This window comes from Pseudomonas sp. IT-P171 (genome assembly GCF_949767765.1).
In the GTDB taxonomy this organism is placed as follows: Bacteria; Pseudomonadota; Gammaproteobacteria; order Pseudomonadales; family Pseudomonadaceae; genus Aquipseudomonas; species Aquipseudomonas fluorescens_B.
In genome coordinates this window covers 98,789-117,454 of sequence record NZ_CATKQN010000005.1, presented here as the reverse complement: position 1 = coordinate 117,454, position 18,666 = coordinate 98,789, and the positions used below count along the sequence as shown (strand labels likewise).

General features: G+C 57.9%; 15 protein-coding genes. 1 reads left to right on the top strand and 14 read right to left on the bottom strand.

The genetic code is table 11. The features are described from left to right. Positions 1-63: 63 nt before the first annotated feature. The 10 genes from brnQ to sdhC all read right to left on the bottom strand — a co-directional run bounded on the left by brnQ (position 64) and on the right by sdhC (position 13,227). Positions 64-1,377, bottom strand: a complete 1,314-nt coding sequence (brnQ, locus tag ACM6I5_RS04675; RefSeq protein WP_017337247.1) for a branched-chain amino acid transport system II carrier protein — start codon at positions 1,375-1,377, stop codon at positions 64-66. A gap of 472 nt (positions 1,378-1,849) precedes the next feature. Continuing rightward, positions 1,850-2,731, bottom strand: a complete 882-nt coding sequence (sucD, locus tag ACM6I5_RS04670; protein WP_007898976.1) for a succinate--CoA ligase subunit alpha — start codon at positions 2,729-2,731, stop codon at positions 1,850-1,852. Beyond that, positions 2,731-3,897 carry an ADP-forming succinate--CoA ligase subunit beta gene (gene sucC / locus ACM6I5_RS04665; RefSeq protein ID WP_007898980.1) on the bottom strand — a complete coding sequence of 389 codons (1,167 nt, stop codon included), beginning with the start codon at positions 3,895-3,897 and terminating at the stop codon, positions 2,731-2,733. Before sucC ends, sucD begins: the two co-directional genes overlap by 1 nt. A gap of 196 nt (positions 3,898-4,093) precedes the next feature. Beyond that, positions 4,094-5,530: a dihydrolipoyl dehydrogenase gene (gene lpdA / locus ACM6I5_RS04660; RefSeq protein WP_017337246.1), complete on the bottom strand. Its 1,437-nt coding sequence runs from the start codon at positions 5,528-5,530 to the stop codon at positions 4,094-4,096. A gap of 109 nt (positions 5,531-5,639) precedes the next feature. Beyond that, complete coding sequence (odhB, locus tag ACM6I5_RS04655) at positions 5,640-6,863, bottom strand: 2-oxoglutarate dehydrogenase complex dihydrolipoyllysine-residue succinyltransferase (RefSeq protein ID WP_017337245.1); 1,224 nt, start codon at positions 6,861-6,863, stop codon at positions 5,640-5,642. Between the two features lie 41 nt (positions 6,864-6,904). Beyond that, complete coding sequence (locus ACM6I5_RS04650; RefSeq protein ID WP_414878541.1) at positions 6,905-9,736, bottom strand: 2-oxoglutarate dehydrogenase E1 component; 2,832 nt, start codon at positions 9,734-9,736, stop codon at positions 6,905-6,907. Positions 9,737-9,995: 259 nt separating this feature from the next. After that, the gene (locus ACM6I5_RS04645) at positions 9,996-10,700 is read right to left on the bottom strand and encodes a succinate dehydrogenase iron-sulfur subunit (RefSeq protein WP_010456852.1); all 705 of its coding nucleotides are present in this window, start codon (positions 10,698-10,700) and stop codon (positions 9,996-9,998) included. Between the two features lie 11 nt (positions 10,701-10,711). Beyond that, a complete protein-coding gene (gene sdhA / locus ACM6I5_RS04640; protein ID WP_008032662.1) occupies positions 10,712-12,487 on the bottom strand; it encodes a succinate dehydrogenase flavoprotein subunit in 1,776 nt (591 codons plus the stop codon). A 3-nt stretch (positions 12,488-12,490) separates the two neighbouring features. Then, positions 12,491-12,859 carry a succinate dehydrogenase, hydrophobic membrane anchor protein gene (gene sdhD / locus ACM6I5_RS04635; protein WP_017337243.1) on the bottom strand — a complete coding sequence of 123 codons (369 nt, stop codon included), beginning with the start codon at positions 12,857-12,859 and terminating at the stop codon, positions 12,491-12,493. Continuing rightward, the gene (sdhC, locus tag ACM6I5_RS04630) at positions 12,853-13,227 is read right to left on the bottom strand and encodes a succinate dehydrogenase, cytochrome b556 subunit (RefSeq protein WP_017337242.1); all 375 of its coding nucleotides are present in this window, start codon (positions 13,225-13,227) and stop codon (positions 12,853-12,855) included. Before sdhC ends, sdhD begins: the two co-directional genes overlap by 7 nt. 363 nt (positions 13,228-13,590) lie before the next feature. Between sdhC and gltA the strand changes: the two genes are divergently transcribed. Beyond that, the gene (gene gltA / locus ACM6I5_RS04625) at positions 13,591-14,880 is read left to right on the top strand and encodes a citrate synthase (protein WP_017337241.1); all 1,290 of its coding nucleotides are present in this window, start codon (positions 13,591-13,593) and stop codon (positions 14,878-14,880) included. A gap of 353 nt (positions 14,881-15,233) precedes the next feature. Here gltA and ACM6I5_RS04620 read toward each other — a convergent pair whose 3' ends face one another. From ACM6I5_RS04620 to ACM6I5_RS04605, 4 genes are all read right to left on the bottom strand, one after another. Then, positions 15,234-15,443 (bottom strand): hypothetical protein, encoded by a 210-nt coding sequence (locus ACM6I5_RS04620; RefSeq protein ID WP_414883282.1) that lies wholly within the window; start codon positions 15,441-15,443, stop codon positions 15,234-15,236. A gap of 203 nt (positions 15,444-15,646) precedes the next feature. After that, positions 15,647-17,305: a cation acetate symporter gene (locus ACM6I5_RS04615; protein ID WP_017337239.1), complete on the bottom strand. Its 1,659-nt coding sequence runs from the start codon at positions 17,303-17,305 to the stop codon at positions 15,647-15,649. After that, positions 17,302-17,613 carry a DUF485 domain-containing protein gene (locus tag ACM6I5_RS04610; RefSeq protein ID WP_017337238.1) on the bottom strand — a complete coding sequence of 104 codons (312 nt, stop codon included), beginning with the start codon at positions 17,611-17,613 and terminating at the stop codon, positions 17,302-17,304. Before ACM6I5_RS04610 ends, ACM6I5_RS04615 begins: the two co-directional genes overlap by 4 nt. Before the next feature lie 194 nt (positions 17,614-17,807). Further along, positions 17,808-18,659: a glycine betaine ABC transporter substrate-binding protein gene (locus tag ACM6I5_RS04605; protein ID WP_017337237.1), complete on the bottom strand. Its 852-nt coding sequence runs from the start codon at positions 18,657-18,659 to the stop codon at positions 17,808-17,810. Positions 18,660-18,666: the final 7 nt, after the last annotated feature.

Here is an 18,666-nt window from a genome sequence, read left to right as displayed (position 1 = left end):
GTCGATTGATACGGGGCATTTCTGTTGTAGCTCAAGACCCGCTTGTGGCGGGCATGAAGCGACTTAAGCCAAGGCTTCTTCGCGTTTACCCAGCAGGCGGTCGCATACCACTGCAACCACCAGCGTCATGACCGATGGCACCAGCCACGCCAGGCCTTGCTCGCTCAGCGGCAAGTGAGCCAGTTGCGTCGGCATCCAGTCCGCCAGACCCGCGCCCTTGAGCGCGTCGATCAGACCGAAGATGAACGACACCAGCATCACCGGACCGACGATGCGGCCCTGTTCATGCCAGAAGTCCTTGCAGAAGCTCAGGGCGACCAGCGCGATGCACGGCGGGTAGATCGCGGTGAGTACCGGGATCGAGAACGCGATCAGCTTGGTGAGGCCCAGATTGGACACAAACAGGGAAAACACGGCCAGGATAATGACCAATGTTTTGTAGGACAGCGGCAGCACACGGCTGAAGTATTCGGCGCAGGCGCAGGTCAGACCGACCGCCGTGACAAGGCAGGCCAGCGAGATCAGCACCGCAAGGAAACCGCTGCCCAACGAACCAAAAGTGTGTTGAACGTAAGCGTGCAATACCGCCGCGCCGTTAGTCGCGCCGGCAGCCACTTCATGGCTGCCCGAACCGAGACGGAACAGGCTGACATACACCAGCGCCAGACCGACGCCGGCGATCAGCCCGGCAATGATCGCGTAGCGGGTGATCAACACCGGCGACTCGACGCCGCGGGAGCGGATGGCGTTGACGATGACAATGCCGAACACCAGCGCACCGAGGGTATCCATGGTCAGGTAACCATTGATGAAGCCCTGGGAGAACGGTGCTGCGACATACTCAGGCGTCGCCACGCCGATATCACCGGCAGGCAAAGCAAACGCGGCAATGCCGAGAACCGCCAGGGCGATGATCTTCAGCGGTGCGAGAAACCGTCCAACGGTATCCAGCAAGCGGCCCGGGTAGAGCGAGATGAAGAACACCAGCAGGAAGTACACCGAGCTATAGAGGAACAGCGCCAGCGGGCTTTCGCCGGTCAGCGGCGCCAGGCCCACTTCGAACGATACGGTCGCAGTGCGCGGCGTCGCGAACAGCGGACCAACCGCGAGGTAGCATGCAGCGGCCAGCAAGCCGCCAGCGACTTTGCCGATGGGACTGCTCAAGGCATCCATGGCGCCGCCGACCTTGGCCAGGGCCACGACGGTAATCACCGGCAGACCGACCGCGGTGATCAGAAAGCCCAGCGCCGCCATCCAGACATGAGGCCCGGACTGCAAACCGACGATAGGCGGGAAGATGATGTTGCCAGCCCCGACGAACAGGGCAAACGTCATAAAACCAAGTGCCAGGATGTCCTGGCCTTTCAACACTTTCATTAAGGAAATACCACACTACTGAATCGGAATTTAGAGAGGGATTTCCCTTTATGGGTGAGGGAAATGCTGTCGGTCCGCATAGGACTGACCCTTTAGCGCGAAGCAACCTTGTGGGTCGCGGACGCAAAATGGCGGCTAGCCTAACGAACTTGAGCTAAAAACGCACTGTTAGAGGGCGAACATTCCGATCTACGACATTTCCGTGTCGCGTTTACATATCTAATTTACCTGCACAGAACCCTGTGGCGAGGGCGCTTGCTCCCGCTCGGCTGCGAAGCAGCCGTAAAACCATGAAATGCGGCGCACCCGACATGCCTCGGTCGCGTGATTTGGGGGCCGCTTCGCAGCCCAGCGGGAGCAAGCTCCCTCGCCACAAAAAGCACTGTGGCCTGTGGAGATATGGAATCACGGAAACGACAAAGGCCACCTGAAGGTGGCCTTTGTTTGGTGAAGCGTCAGCTAAGCGCGAGGCTTACTTGATCGCCCAACCGGTCAGCTCGGACAAAGCCTTGCCGATGTCTGCCAGCGAACGCACGGTTTTAACGCCTGCGTCTTCCAGGGCAGCAAACTTCTCGTCTGCAGTGCCTTTGCCGCCAGAGATGATTGCGCCAGCATGGCCCATGCGCTTGCCCGCAGGGGCAGTCACACCAGCGATGTAGGAAACAACCGGCTTGGTCACGTTTGCCTTGATGTAGGCAGCCGCTTCTTCTTCAGCCGAACCGCCGATCTCGCCGATCATCACGATCGCTTCGGTCTTCGGGTCTTCCTGGAACAGCTTCAGGATGTCGATGAAGTTCGAACCCGGGATCGGGTCACCGCCGATGCCGACGCAAGTCGACTGACCGAAACCGGCGTCAGTGGTCTGCTTCACAGCTTCGTAGGTCAGGGTGCCGGAACGGGAAACGATACCGACCTTGCCTGGCAAGTGAATGTGACCTGGCATGATGCCGATCTTGCATTCGCCTGGAGTGATCACGCCTGGGCAGTTAGGACCGATCAGGACTACGCCCAGCTCGTCGCACTTGACCTTGGCATCCAGCATGTCCAGGGTAGGAATGCCTTCGGTGATGCAAACGATCAGCTTGATGCCGCCGAATGCCGCTTCCAGGATGGAGTCCTTGCAGAAAGGAGCTGGAACGTAGATCACGCTGGCGGTGGCGCCAGTGGCAGCTACAGCGTCTTTCACGGTGTTGAACACTGGCAGACCCAGGTGCTCGGTGCCGCCTTTACCAGGAGTTACGCCGCCAACCATCTTGGTGCCGTATTCGATGGCTTGCTGGGTGTGGAAACTACCTTGCGAACCGGTAATACCCTGGCAGATAACTTTGGTGTCTTTATTGATCAGGACGCTCATTATTTGCCCTCCGCAGCTTTAACGACTTGTTGAGCAGCGTCGGTCAGGCTGGTAGCAGCGATGATGTTCAAACCGCTTTCTGCCAGTACTTTAGCGCCCAGCTCAGCGTTGTTGCCTTCAAGGCGAACAACAACCGGGATTTTCACGCCGACTTCTTTCACAGCGCCGATGATGCCTTCGGCAATCATGTCGCAACGAACGATGCCGCCGAAGATGTTGACCAGTACTGCAGCGACGTTAGTGTCGGACAGGATGATCTTGAACGCTTCGGTAACGCGTTCTTTGGTAGCACCGCCGCCCACGTCGAGGAAGTTGGCTGGTTTGCCGCCATGCAGGTTGACGATGTCCATGGTACCCATGGCCAGGCCAGCACCGTTGACCATGCAACCGATGTTGCCTTCCAGTGCCACGTAGTTCAGTTCGAACTTGGCAGCGTGCGCTTCGCGCGGATCGTCTTGCGACGGATCGTGGAAAGTCTTCAGCTTAGGCTGACGGTACATGGCGTTGGCGTCGATGTTGATCTTGGCGTCGAGGCAATGCAGATCGCCGTCAGCCTTGATCACCAGCGGGTTCACTTCCAGCAGAGCCAGGTCGTGATCCTTGAACAGCTTGGCCAGACCTACGAAGATCTTGGCGAACTGAGCAACCTGCTTGCCTTCCAGACCCAGCTGGAATGCCAGCTCGCGACCCTGGAATGGCTGAGCGCCAACCAGTGGATCGATAGTGGCCTTCAGAATTTTTTCTGGAGTGTCGTGAGCGATTTTCTCGATGTCCACGCCACCTTCGGTGGAAGCCATGAACACGATGCGACGGCTCGAACGGTCAACGACAGCGCCCAGGTACAGCTCTTTAGCGATATCAGTGCACGATTCAACCAGGATCTTGGTGACTGGCTGACCATTGGCATCAGTCTGGTAAGTCACCAGACGCTTGCCCAGCCACTGCTGTGCGAATGCCTTGGCGTCTTCTTTGCTGCGAACCAGCTTTACGCCGCCCGCTTTACCGCGACCACCAGCGTGGACCTGGGCTTTGACAACCCACTCGGTGCCGCCGATTTTGTCGCAAGCTTCTGCTGCTGCTTCCGGGGTGTCTACCGCATAACCGGTGGAAACTGGCAGGCCGTACTCAGCGAACAGCTGCTTACCCTGATACTCGTGAAGATTCATGCTTATTACCGTCTTCGTTAGGTACTGCGCATTCGGTGCTGCACTTGTTCAAGTGCCGCACCACCTGTGACTGCTGCTTGCGTAGCCTTTCCGGACAACCGGTGCAGCTACGCAAGACTGCGTCCAGCGGATATTCCGCGGTGAGTCTTGCATGCAAGGCTCACGACGGGCCATACCGCCGTGGTTTCTTATTGTCTTAACGCTTCTTGCGGTTGGCGATGTGAATGGCGCCGCCATTCACTGCCAGAGCTGCTTCGTGCAAGGCTTCAGACAGGGTCGGATGGGAGAAAACCATCATGCCCAGGTCTTCAGCGCTGGTGCCGAATTCCATACCGATCGCGCCCTGCTGAACCAGTTCTGCAGCGCTCGGGCCAATCACGTGGACGCCCAATACGCGGTCAGTCTTGGCATCGGCAATGACTTTCACGAAACCGCCGGTATCGTTGGCTGCCATGGCACGGCCACTGGCTGCGAACGGGAAGGTGCCAACGTTAACTTCAACGCCTTCAGCCTTCAAGGCCTGCTCGGTTTTGCCGACCCATGCGATTTCCGGGTGAGTATAAATAACCGAAGGGATCAAGTCATAGTTCATCTGGGCTTTGTGGCCCTTGATGCGCTCGACGACCATGATGCCCTCTTCCGAAGCTTTGTGAGCCAGCATCATGCCGCGCACCACGTCACCGATGGCGTAAACGCCCGGTACGGTGGTGGCGCAGTGATCGTCAACGTGCACGAAACCGCGCTCGTCGAGGGTCACGCCGCAATCGGCGGCCAGCAGATCCGTGGTGACCGGACGGCGACCAACGGCTACGATCAGCTTGTCGAAAGTGATGTTCTGTTCGCCATTGGCATCGGTGTAGTTCACAACGACTTCGTCGCCGTTCACTTTCGAACCGGTGACGCGAGCGCCCAGCTTGATGTCCAGGCCCTGTTTGGTCAGGGTTTTCAGCGCTTCCTTGGAAACGGCTGCGTCAGCGGCCATCAGGAAGGTGTCCAGCGCTTCAAGAACAGTCACTTCCGCGCCCAGACGGGACCAGACCGAACCCAGTTCCAGACCGATCACGCCAGCGCCAATCACGCCCAGACGTTTTGGAACCGATTGAAATTCCAGAGCGCCGGTGGAGTCGACGATCACATTCTGGTCGACCGGAGCCGGTGGAATGTCGATCGGACGCGAACCTGGAGCCAGGATCACGTTCTCGGCTTCAATGATTTCTACCGAACCGTCAGGCTTGGTGACTTCGACTTTCTTGCCAGCCAGCAGTTTGCCGTGGCCCTGGATCGAAGTAACGCCGTTGGCCTTGAACAGGGTGGCAACGCCGGAAGTCAGGCCTTTGACGATGTTGGCTTTACGGCCGACCATTGCTGGCACGTCCATGGTCACGCCAGCGTGGTTGATGCCGTGGATCGCGAAACCGTCTTGGGCTTCGTGGAACTTCCAGGAGCTGTCCAGCAGCGCCTTGGATGGAATGCAGCCGACGTTCAGGCAAGTACCGCCGAGGGCCAGTTTGCCTTCCTTGTCGGTGTATTTCTCGATGCAGGCAGTGGTGAGGCCCAGTTGCGCTGCTTTGATGGCAGCCACGTAGCCGCCAGGGCCCGCGCCAATCACTACCACGTCGAATTTCTGAGTCATGTGTCATTCCTTCTCGAATCAAACCGGACGGCCCCTTTTGGGGACCGTCGTGGGACGAAGCTGGTCATTACAGGCGGGCCGCCATCCTGCAGCGGCCCATGCAACGAAATCAGATATCCAGCAGCAAACGAGCCGGGTCTTCCAGCAGGTTCTTGATGGTAACCAGGAAGGTCACAGCTTCTTTGCCATCGATCAGACGGTGATCGTAGGACAGAGCCAGGTACATCATCGGACGGATAACGACCTGACCGTTGATCGCCATAGGGCGCTGCAGAATGTTGTGCATGCCCAGGATGGCCGCTTGTGGCGGGTTGACGATCGGAGTCGACATCATCGAACCGAAGGTACCACCGTTGGTGATGGTGAACGTACCGCCGGTCATTTCATCCATCGACAGTTTGCCGTCGCGAGCCTTCTTGCCGAAGGTAGCGATGCCGCCTTCGATTTCAGCCAGGCTCATCAGTTCGGCGTTACGCAGAACCGGTACAACCAGACCGCGGTCGCTGGAAACAGCCACACCGACGTCGGCGTAGCCGTGGTAAACGATGTCGGCACCGTCGATCGACGCGTTGACAGCCGGGAAGCGTTTCAGCGCTTCGGTGGCCGCTTTCACGAAGAACGACATGAAGCCCAGGCGTACGCCGTTGTGGGACTTCTCGAACAGGTCCTTGTACTTCGAACGCAGGGCCATGACTTCGGTCATGTCGACTTCGTTGAAGGTGGTCAGCATCGCCATGTTCGACTGAGCTTCTACCAGACGCTTGGCCACGGTAGCGCGAACGCGGGTCATCGGTACGCGCTTCTCGATGCGGTCGCCAGCGGCGAACACAGGAGCAGCGGCAGCCGGAGCGGCAGCCTTGGCAGGTGCGGCAGCCGGAGCGGCTTTCTTGGCAGCAACAGCGGCTACCACGTCTTCCTTGGTCACACGACCGCCTTTGCCAGTGCCGGCAACGGAAGCGATGTTGATGCCGTTTTCTTCAGCCAGCTTGCGAGCAGCCGGTGCAGCAACAGGATCGTCTTCGCCTTCGGCGGCAGGAGCAGCAGCCTGTGCAGCGGCCGGAGCAGCAGCGGCAGCCGGAGCAGCGGCAGCAGCGCCGCCCGCTTCGATGGAGCCCAGGACTTCGTCGGACAGAACGGTGTCGCCTTCGTTCTTGACGATAGCGCCCAGCACGCCATCAGCGGTGGCCAACACTTCCAGCACAACCTTGTCGGTTTCGATGTCGACGATCAGGTCGTCACGCTTTACAGCGTCGCCCGGTTGTTTGTGCCAGGTGGCAACGGTGCCGTCGGCAACCGATTCCGGGAAAGTGGGGGCTTTGATTTCGATAGCCATTATCTGTGAGTCCTTAAATTCGGTTTCAGGTGCGCGAGGCGTTAAACAGTAAAGGCGTCTTGCAGCAGTTTTTCCTGCTGCTCAGCGTGCATCGATGCGTAACCGCATGCAGGTGCAGCAGAAGCCTCACGGCCCGCGTACTCAAGTACGAGAGACTTGTTGAGATTGCTGATGCTGCGACGCATGTGGTGTTGGCTGCAGTACCACGCACCCTGGTTCATCGGCTCTTCCTGGCACCAGACGGCATTTTTGACGTTGGTGTAAGGAGCCAGGACTTCTTTCAAGTCGTCCTCAGGGAATGGGTACAGTTGCTCGATACGCACGATGGCGATGTCATCACGACCTTCGGCACGGCGTTTTTCCAGCAGGTCGTAGTAGACCTTGCCGCTACACAGAACAACGCGCTCGACCTTTTTCGGGTCCAGGGCATCGATTTCCGGGATAACGGTCTGGAACGAACCTTCCGCCAGATCTTCCAGCGTCGAGATGGCCAGTTTGTGGCGCAGCAGCGACTTCGGAGTCAGGACGATCAACGGCTTGCGCAGCGGGCGAATCACCTGACGGCGCAGCAAGTGGTAGATCTGAGCCGGCGTAGTCGGTACGGCAACCTGAATGTTGTGCTCGGCGCACAGCTGCAGGTAACGCTCCAGACGAGCCGAAGAGTGCTCCGGACCCTGACCTTCATAACCGTGCGGCAGCAGCATGGTCAGACCGCAGAGACGGCCCCACTTGTGCTCGCCACTGGTGATGAACTGGTCGATAACCACCTGGGCACCGTTGGCGAAGTCGCCGAACTGGGCTTCCCAGATCACCAGCGCCTCAGGCGTGGTGGTCGAGTAACCGTATTCGAACGCCAACACGGCTTCTTCGGACAGGAACGAATCGTACAGGTCAAAACGTGGCTGGCCGTTGTACAGGTTTTGCAGCGGGATGTAGGTGCCCGCGTCTTTCTGGTTGTGCAAGACAGCGTGACGGTGCGAGAACGTACCGCGACCGATGTCCTGACCCGTCATGCGAATCGGGTGACCTTCGAACGCCAGGGTCGCGTACGCCATGGTTTCGGCGTAACCCCAGTTGATCGGCAGGCCGCCGGCTTGCATTTTCTGACGGTCTTCGTAGATCTTCGAGACCTGGCGCTGAACCACGAAGCCTTCCGGAATTTCCAGCAGCTTGGCAGACAGTTCCTGCAAGGTTTTCAGATCGAAACGCGTGTCGTGACGCGCAGTCCAGGCGTGGCCCAGATACGGTCGCCAGTCCACGAACAACTCTTTGTTCGGCTCTTTGACCAGGCTTTTTACTACATGCAGACCGTTGTCCAGCGCGTTGCGGTATTCATCGACTTTCGCCTGAACACGCTCAACGTCCAGCACACCGCTCTGAGTCAGGCGATCGGCATACAGCTCACGGGTGGTGCGCTGTTTGGTGATCTGCTGATACATCAGAGGTTGGGTGCCGCTTGGCTCGTCGGCCTCGTTGTGGCCGCGACGACGGTAGCAGACCAGGTCGATCACCACGTCACGCTTGAACTGCATGCGGTAGTCGATGGCCAGCTGGGTCACGAACAATACGGCTTCCGGATCATCACCATTCACATGGAGGATCGGCGCCTGGATCATCTTCGCAACGTCGGTCGCGTACTCGGTGGAACGCGAGTCCAGCGGGTTGCTGATGGTGAAACCGACCTGGTTGTTGATCACGATGTGCACGGTGCCGCCGGTCTTGAAACCGCGGGTCTGCGACATCTGGAAGGTTTCCATGACCACGCCCTGACCGGCGAACGCCGCGTCACCGTGGATGGAAATCGGCAGAACCTTCTCGCCGGTAGGGTCGTTACGACGATCCTGACGGGCGCGAACGGACCCCTCGACCACTGGAGATACGATTTCCAGGTGGGACGGGTTGAACGCCATGGCCAGGTGAACTTCACCACCGGTGGTCATGACGTTGGACGAGAAGCCCTGGTGGTATTTAACGTCACCGGAACCCAGTTCAACCTTCTTCTTGCCTTCGAACTCGTCGAACAGCTCGCGCGGGTTCTTGCCGAAGGTGTTGACCAGCACGTTCAGACGGCCACGGTGGGCCATGCCGATAACGATTTCCTTGGTGCCGTAGGAACCGGAACGCTGGATCAGCTCGTCGAGCATTGGAATCAGGCTCTCGCCGCCTTCCAGACCGAAACGCTTGGTGCCCGGGTATTTGGTGCCCAGGTATTTTTCCAGGCCTTCACCGGCAGTCACGCGCTCGAGCAGGTGGCTCTTGATGTCGGCGGAGTACGTCGGACGACCACGCACGCTTTCCAGACGCTGCTGGAACCACTGGCGCTGCTCGGAATCGGTGATGTGCGTGAATTCAGCGCCGATGGTGCGGCAATATGTCTGCTGCAACGCTTCGTGAATTTCGCGTAGGCTCGCCTCCTCTTTGCCGATGAACAGGTCGCCGGCACGGAAGGTCGTATCAAGATCGGCATTGGTCAAGCCGTAATGATTGATCGACAGGTCTGCAGGTGCAGGACGCTGCCACAGCCCCAGCGGGTCAAGCTGGGCTGCCTGGTGGCCACGCATACGGTAGGCCTGGATCAATCGCAGCACTTCAACTTGCTTCTTCTCGTGCTCACTGCTCACGCTGCCGGCGGAAACCGGTTGTGCGCGGCGCTGGTTCTTTGCCAGCAAGACGAAATGATCGCGAATTGTGGAGTGCGAAACATCGGTGGCAGAGTTGCCGTCAGTAGGCAACTTCTGAAAGTAGGTGCGCCACTCTTCTGGCACAGCGTTAGGGTCGTGCAGGTAGAGCTCATAAAGCTCTTCCACATAGGCAGCGTTTCCACCTGAAAGGTGGGCACTGTTCCACATGCGCTGCATCACGCTTTCTTGCATGCTTGGTCACCCTCGGTTAGGGGAACACCACCGGCGTCGACACCGAGCAAACTTGCAGAAGTCCGAATGCAGCGACCAAAACAAGCCACTTAGGATCACGCTGATAGTCCGGGTACCAGCCCGGATGCCCCTGCTTGTCTCATTTCTTCAAAATAAGAGCCGCAGCCTTGTAAGCTGCTGCCCAGGTTAAAACTACGGCGCCGGTTGAAGCCTGCGCCGTAGCATCTACGGGTACAGCGGTCCTGCAGTTACAGCTGAATCACACGCCGCTTTGCAGCAGCATGTTACGCACGTGACCGATGGCCTTAGTCGGGTTCAGGCCTTTCGGACAGACGTTGACGCAGTTCATGATCCCGCGGCAGCGGAATACGCTGAACGGGTCATCCAGCGAAGCCAGACGCTCGGCAGTCTTGGTGTCGCGGCTGTCTGCCAGGAAGCGATACGCTTGCAGCAGAGCAGCTGGACCCAGGAACTTGTCCGGGTTCCACCAGAAGGACGGGCAAGAGGTCGAGCAGCAAGCGCACAGGATGCACTCGTACAGACCGTCGAGCTTTTCACGCTCTTCCGGAGTTTGCAGACGCTCGATGGCCGGAGCCGGCGTGTCGTTCTGCAGGTATGGCTTAACCTTCTCGTATTGCTTGTAGAAGATGCTCATATCGACGACCAGGTCACGGATAACCGGCAAACCTGGCAGCGGACGAACGATCAGCTTGTTACCTTTTACGACAGAAGACAGCGGCGTGACGCACGCCAGACCGTTTTTGCCGTTGATGTTCATGCCGTCGGAACCGCAAACGCCTTCACGGCAAGAGCGACGATAGGAGAAACCTTCGTCCTGCTCTTTGATCAGGGCCAGCACGTCCAGCACCATCAGATCTTTACCACCGGTATCGACCTGGAATTCCTGCATGAACGGCGCAGCGTCCTGATCAGGGTTGTAGCGATAAACACTGACTTGCAACATGGCGGCCACCCTTAATAAGTCCGAATCTTAGGTTCAAAAGTCGGAACAGTCTTCGGCGAGAAGTTCACAGCACGCTTGGTCACGCGCTTGTCACCCGGGAAGTACAGGGTGTGGCACAGCCAGTTTTCGTCATCGCGATCTTCGTAGTCTTCACGGGCGTGAGCACCGCGGGACTCTTTGCGGATCTCTGCAGCGATGGCGGTGGCTTCAGCAACTTCCAGCAGGTTCTGCAGTTCCAGCGCTTCGATACGCGCAGTGTTGAACGCCTGGCTCTTGTCGTTGATCTTGACGTTGGCGATACGGCCACGCAGATCAGCCAGTTGAGCGATGCCCTTCTGCATGTATTCACCGGTACGGAATACACCGAAGTAGTTCTGCATGCAGCTTTGCAGCTCTTTACGCAGAGTGGCGACGTCTTCGCCTTCGGTACGCGAGTTCAGGCCATCGAGACGCGCCAGGGCAGCGTCGATGTCGGACTGGCGTGGACGGGCGTAATCAACGCCTTCTTTCAGGGTCTGCTCCAGGAACAGGCCAGCGGCACGGCCGAACACCACGAGGTCGAGCAGCGAGTTGCCGCCCAGACGGTTGGCACCGTGAACCGATACGCACGCCACTTCACCTACCGCGAACAGACCAGGAATGATCTGATCAACGCCGTCAGCGTCCTGAGTGATTGCCTGACCATGAATGTTGGTGGCAACGCCGCCCATCATATAGTGGCAGGTTGGAACGACCGGGATCGGCGCAACGGCAGGATCGACGTGAGCGAAGGTCTTGGACAGTTCCATGATGCCTGGCAGACGGCTGTGCAGAACTTCTTCACCGAGGTGATCGAGTTTCAGCATTACGTGGTCGCCATCGGGACCGCAACCGTTGCCAGCGATGATTTCTTTAACCATCGAGCGAGCAACAACGTCACGACCGGCGAGGTCTTTGGCGTTCGGAGCATAACGCTCCATGAAACGCTCGCCGTGCTTGTTGATCAGGTAGCCGCCTTCACCGCGGCAGCCTTCTGTTACCAGTACACCGGCGCCGGCGATACCGGTCGGGTGGAACTGCCACATTTCAATGTCTTGTACCGGCACGCCAGCACGCAGAGCCATGCCGACGCCGTCACCGGTGTTGATCAGGGCATTGGTGGTGGACGAGTAGATACGGCCCGCACCACCAGTCGCCAGTACAGTGGCGTTTGCGCGAACGTAGGAGGTTTCACCGGTTTCGATGCAGATGACGATCATGCCGACAAAGGCACCATCTTCATTCTTCACCAGATCGACGCCGTAATATTCGTTGAGGAATACGGTGCCGGCCTTCAGGTTGGCCTGATACAGGGTGTGCAGCAATGCGTGACCGGTACGGTCGGCAGCGGCGCAGGTACGGGCAGCCTGGCCACCTTTACCGAAGTCTTTCGACTGACCGCCGAACGGACGCTGGTAGATGCGACCCTGTTCGGTACGGGAGAACGGCAAGCCCATGTGCTCGAGCTCGAAGACTGCTTCCGGGCCTACGGAACACATGTATTCGATAGCGTCCTGGTCACCGATGTAGTCGGAACCCTTGACGGTATCGTACATGTGCCAGCGCCAGTCATCGTTTGGATCGGCGGACGCGATGGCGCAGGTGATGCCACCCTGGGCTGAAACAGTGTGCGAACGAGTCGGGAAAACCTTGGTGACAACGGCAGTCTTGTGACCGCCCTGTGCCAGCTGCAGCGCAGCGCGCATGCCGGCACCGCCGCCGCCAATGATGATGGCGTCGAACGAAAGCGTATTAACAGTAGTAGACATGAATCAGATACCCCAAAGAATCTGCACACCCCAGACGAAGTAGGCGAACATCGCAACGCCGCATACTGCCTGGAAGAGGAAACGTATCGCAGTCGCGGACTTGCCGAACGCCATTGGCGTCAAGTAGTCGGTCGCGATGGTCCACATGCCGACCCAGGCGTGAGCGCCGAGGGCAACGAGGGCCAGGAGACTGAAAATACGCATCCAGTTGTTTGCGAACAGTTCATGCCATTGGGCGTAGCCGATGCCGGGATGGGCAACCACGTATCCGATCAGGAAAATGAAGTAAGCCGCGAGAACGACCGCAGACACACGTTGTGCCATCCAGTCATAGAGGCCCGAACGCGACAGGTTCGTGACGTTAGTTACCATATCCAAACTCCTGCCAGAACGATTACCACCACGGAAACGGCGATAACGATTTTCGAGCCCAGTTTGCCGCCTTCAAGCGTCTCACCGATGCCCATGTCCATGATCAAATGGCGCACACCGGCAACCAGGTGATACAGCAAGGCGGACAGGATGCCCCAAATCACTAGCTTGGCTAGCGGACTGGTCAGACACGCTTTCACCTGACCGAAGCCTTCTTCCGAGTCGAGCGACTTGTCCAATGCATAAAGCATGATGGCCAGGCTGACAAAGAGGATGACACCGGAGATTCGGTGAAGAATGGACGTGTAAGCAGTGACTGGGAGTTTGATGGTCCTTAGGTCTAGGTTTACAGGTCGTTGGCTATTCACGGCTTTTTTTCACACTGAAGAGCCCCTAACAATCAGGGCAAAGTTGTTGGGGAGTGCACTGGTCAGGTACCCACCACCCAGGGAGTGCGACCCCCAATAAAGCAGGCCCAAAAGCCCCTGGCGGTCGGAGGCCGAGTATAGACAGTTAGGCTACTAATGACAACGCGTTCCCCTTCCCCTAATAGCGCATTGCACAAGTTGCATAAAAGGCGTAAATGGCAGTCAATTTCGAGGAAAAAGTCCGGTTAAAGCCTTCTGGAGCAAGACTTTAGGCAAATTGACATTCGAATTTATCTCACTATAGTGGTGCGGGCCCTGCGTGGGGGGTCTGTCTGATGATTTCAAGCATAAATAGGAGGCCACATGGCTGACAAAAAAGCGCAGTTGATCATCGAGGGCGCAGCCCCCGTCGAGCTGCCCATTTTAACCGGCACCGTTGGTCCCGATGTTATCGATGTTCGGGGCCTGACGGCCACGGGCCGTTTCACCTTTGACCCTGGTTTCATGTCGACCGCTTCCTGCGAGTCGAAGATCACCTATATCGACGGCGACAACGGCATTCTGCTGCACCGCGGCTACCCGATCGAACAGCTGGCTGAAAAGTCGGACTACCTGGAAACCTGCTATCTGCTGCTCAACGGTGAATTGCCGACCGCAGAACAGAAGGCCCAGTTCGTCAGCACCGTGAAGAACCACACCATGGTTCACGAGCAGTTGAAGACGTTCTTCAACGGCTTCCGTCGCGACGCCCACCCGATGGCTGTCATGTGCGGCGTAGTCGGCGCCCTCTCGGCCTTCTACCACGACTCCCTGGACATCAATAACCCGCAGCATCGCGAAATCTCCGCGATCCGCCTGGTTGCCAAGATGCCGACCCTGGCAGCGATGGTTTACAAGTACTCGATGGGGCAACCCATGATGTACCCGCGCAACGACCTGACGTACGCGGAAAACTTCCTGCACATGATGTTCAACACCCCGTGCGAGATCAAACCGATCAGCCCGGTACTCGCCAAGGCCATGGACCGGATCTTCATCCTCCACGCCGACCACGAGCAAAACGCATCGACTTCCACCGTACGCCTGGCCGGTTCTTCGGGTGCCAACCCGTTCGCCTGTATCGCTGCTGGCATCGCTGCACTGTGGGGCCCTGCCCACGGCGGCGCGAACGAAGCTGTTCTGACCATGCTCGATGAAATTGGCGATGTCTCGAACATCGACAAGTACATCGCCAAGGCCAAGGACAAGAACGATCCGTTCAAGCTGATGGGCTTCGGTCACCGGGTTTACAAGAACCGCGACCCACGCGCCACCGTGATGAAGCAGACCTGCGACGAAGTGCTGAAGGAACTGGGCATCAACAACGATCCGCAACTCGAACTGGCCATGCGCCTGGAAGAGATCGCCCTGACCGATCCGTACTTCATCGAGCGCTCGCTGTACCCGAACGTCGACTTCTACTCGGGGATCATCCTCAAGGCGATCGGCATTCCAACCAGCATGTTCACGGTGATCTTCGCTCTGGCGCGGACTGTCGGCTGGATCTCCCACTGGAAAGAAATGCTCTCCAGCCCGTACAAGATTGGCCGTCCGCGCCAGCTGTACACTGGCTACGAGTCGCGTGATATCACCAAGCTGGAAGACCGCAAATAAGACTTGTCTTGCGATAACGTCTTAAAGTTGTACCGAGAACGGCCTCTTATATAGAGGCCGTTTTTGTTTGTGCGCTTTGAATGTGTGGATGTGGATGTGCATATCCATTCCTGCGGTAACGGCGCCTATTGGTTCCGCTTTTACAGCGGGTTACTTGGAAAAGCGCCAAGTAACCAAGCGCTCTTGCCCCACCACTCGGCACCTCGCTTGAGCTCGGTGTGCCCGAACACAGGCATTGCTCCGCGGGTCGCCGCGATGGGCCATCCCTGGCCCAGCGCGGCTAAACCGGCATCCTTGCCGGTTTAGCCGCTGCGCAATACCTGCGTTCGGCCAGCGTGGTTTAACGGGGCGCCTTAGATCAAAATCAAAACCTCGACGGCCTTCGGGCCGACCGGGGTGGCAAGCGACTGTGCACACACTCTCGATTTGTAATGAATCCCTGTGGGAGCGAGCCTGCTCGCGATAGCGTCGTCCCAGTCAACATCATTGTTGAATGGAAGTCCGGCATCGCGAGCAGGCTCGCACACAGTGGGAATTTCGTTGGGCATGGCATTGGTGTTCACCTGCGATCACCTGACCGAACTAACCGTCAGGTCAGCTCGAAACTAGCAGGCGCCGTTACACCAAACACGGATATGCACATATTCAAAAAAACCGGTCGGGACCATCGCCCCAAAGGGTCCAATAACCGCCCACAGAAAAATGCCCCGATCTCTCGACCGGGGCATTTCTGTTCAACCCAACTTACACAAACACTCTCGAAACCTTAGTGCGAAACCGCCCCACTCGCCCCCAGACCCGTCTGCGAACGAACAAACTGCGGGAAGAACAACGCCCGCTCATTGTCAGCCGCCGTCGACTTGTCAGTGATCGAGAAGAACCAGATCCCCACAAACGCAATGATCATCGAGAACAACGCCGGGTATTCATACGGGAAGATCGCCTTCTCGTGATGCAGGATCTGCACCCAGATGGTTGGCCCGAGGACCATCAAGCCTACCGCACTGACCAGACCCAGCCAGCCACCGATCATCGCACCGCGGGTGGTCAGCTTCTTCCAGTACATGGAAAGCAGCAGCACCGGGAAGTTGCAGCTCGCCGCGATGGAGAACGCCAGGCCCACCATGAACGCGATGTTCTGGCTTTCGAACAGAATACCCAGACCGATCGCCAGCACCGCCAGTGCGATGGTGGTGATTTTCGAGACACGAATCTCGTCCTTCTCGTTCGCCTTGCCTTTCTTGATCACGCTGGCATACAGGTCATGGGACACCGCCGAAGCACCGGCCAGGGTCAGACCGGCAACCACTGCCAGAATGGTCGCGAACGCTACCGCCGAGATGAAGCCCAGGAAAATACTGCCACCGACCGCATTGGCCAGGTGCACCGCTGCCATGTTGTTGCCGCCCAACAGCGCGCCAGCCGCATCTTTGAAAGCCGGGTTGGTGCTGACCAGCAGGATCGCGCCGAAGCCGATGATGAAGGTCAGGATGTAGAAGTAACCAATGAAGCCGGTTGCGTACAGCACGCTCTTGCGAGCTTCTTTCGCATCACTCACGGTGAAGAAGCGCATCAGGATGTGTGGCAGGCCAGCGGTACCGAACATCAGCGCCAGGCCCAGGGAGAACGCGGAGACCGGATCTTTCACCAGACCGCCCGGGCTCATGATCGCCTCACCTTTAGGGTGAACCTTGATTGCCTCGGAGAACAGGGCACTGAAGTCGAAGTTGACGTGCTTCATTACCATCAGCGCCATGAACGAGGCACCGGACAGCAACAGCACAGCCTTGATGATCTGCACCCAAGTGGTCGCCAGCATGCCGCCGAACAGCACGTACATGCACATCAGGATACCGACCAGGATCACTGCAACGTGGTAGTCGAGACCGAACAGCAGCTGGATCAGCTTGCCGGCACCGACCATTTGCGCGATCAGGTAGAACGCCACCACCACCAGCGAACCGCAAGCGGACAGCGAGCGAATCTGGGTTTGCCCAAGGCGGTAGGACGCCACGTCGGCAAAAGTGTATTTACCCAGGTTACGCAGGCGCTCGGCGATCAGGAACAGAATGATCGGCCAGCCCACCAGGAAGCCGATCGAGTAGATCAGGCCGTCGTATCCGGAGGTGAACACCAGGGCGGAAATACCCAGGAAGGACGCCGCGGACATGTAGTCGCCGGCGATCGCCAGGCCGTTCTGGAAACCGGTGATTTTGCCGCCGGCCGCATAGTAGTCGGCCGCCGAGTTGTTTTTCTTCGAAGCCCAGTAGGTGATATACAAAGTCGCGCCGACAAACGCCACGAACATCAGGATCGCGGCGACGTTCAGCGGTTGTTTGGTCACTGCACCGGTCAGGGCTTCAGCCGCCCAGGCGCCAGGTGCGAACGCTGCGATGCTCAAAAGAGCCATTAGACGCCGGATCATTGCTGAGCCTCCTTGAGAATCGCATTGTTCAGGTCGTCGAATTCGCCATTGGCGCGTCGAACGTAGATCGCGGTGAGGATGAAGGCCGAAAGAATCAGCCCGACACCGATCGGTATGCCCCAGGTTATCGATGACTCAGGGCTGATCTTCGCGCCCAGAATATGCGGCCCGTAAGCGATCAAAAGGATGAATCCGGAGTAAAGCCCAAGCATGATCGCCGAAAGAATCCAGGCGAACCTTTCTCGCTTACTAACCAGCTCCTTGAAGCGCGGGCTGTTTTGAATCGAGAGGTAAATGCTGTCGTTCATTGTTTTTATCCTCGCAGCACAGATTATTGGTGGAACGGTATCCACTCTATGCGGCTGCGGGGCAGGTTCCAGACGACCTTAGTATTAGAACGACATGACAGAATCGCCATTTTCCAGCATGCAGAAAATAAAAGGCCCCCAGGCATTTGTGCCAAGGGGCCTTCAGAGGTGCTGACCCAACGCGTCAGCTCAGATTATTTGATCCAGTCTGCAACGCGCTCCGGGTGCTTGGCGACCCAATCCTTCGCGGCCGCTTCAGGCTTGGCGCCTTCTTGAATGGCCAGCATGACTTCGCCGATTTCGTCTTTCGAAGACCATTGGAAGTTTTTCAGGAACTTGGCCACTTCCGGTGCTTTGGTTGCCAGCTCTTTGCTGCCGATGCTGTTCACGGTTTCAGCCGCGCCATACACGCCTTTCGGGTCTTCGAGGAAGCGCAGTTTCCACTTGGCGAACATCCAGTGCGGTACCCAACCGGTCACGGCAATGGATTCGTTTTTCTTCTCGGCGCGGGTCAGCTCGGCAATCATGCCGGCGCCGGAACTGGCCTTGAGTTGATAGCCAGTCAGGTCGTAGTCCTTGATGGCCTGCTCGGTCTTGAGCATCACGCCCGAACCGGCGTCGATGCCGACGATGCGTTTCTTGAAGCTATCGTCTGTTTTCAGATCTTCAAGCGACTTGGCCTTGACGTACTCCGGCACGATCAGACCGATTTTCGCGTCCTTGAAGTTCGGGCCGTAATCGACGACCTGGTCTTTGTTCTTGGCCCAGTAATCACCGTGAGTCACCGGCAACCAGGCCGACAGCATGGCGTCGAGTTTGCCTGTCGCCACGCCCTGCCACATGATCCCGGTCGCGACGGCTTGCAGCTTCACGTCATAACCCAGCTTCTGCTTGATCACTTCGGCGGCCACATGGGTGGTCGCTACGCTGTCGGACCAGCCATCAACGTAACCGATGCTCAGGGTCTTGCTCTCGGCATTGGCGAATGTGGAGCCAATCGCAAGTACCAGAGCGGCACCTGCGCCTAAAAGTCGTCGCATCTTCATCGTTACT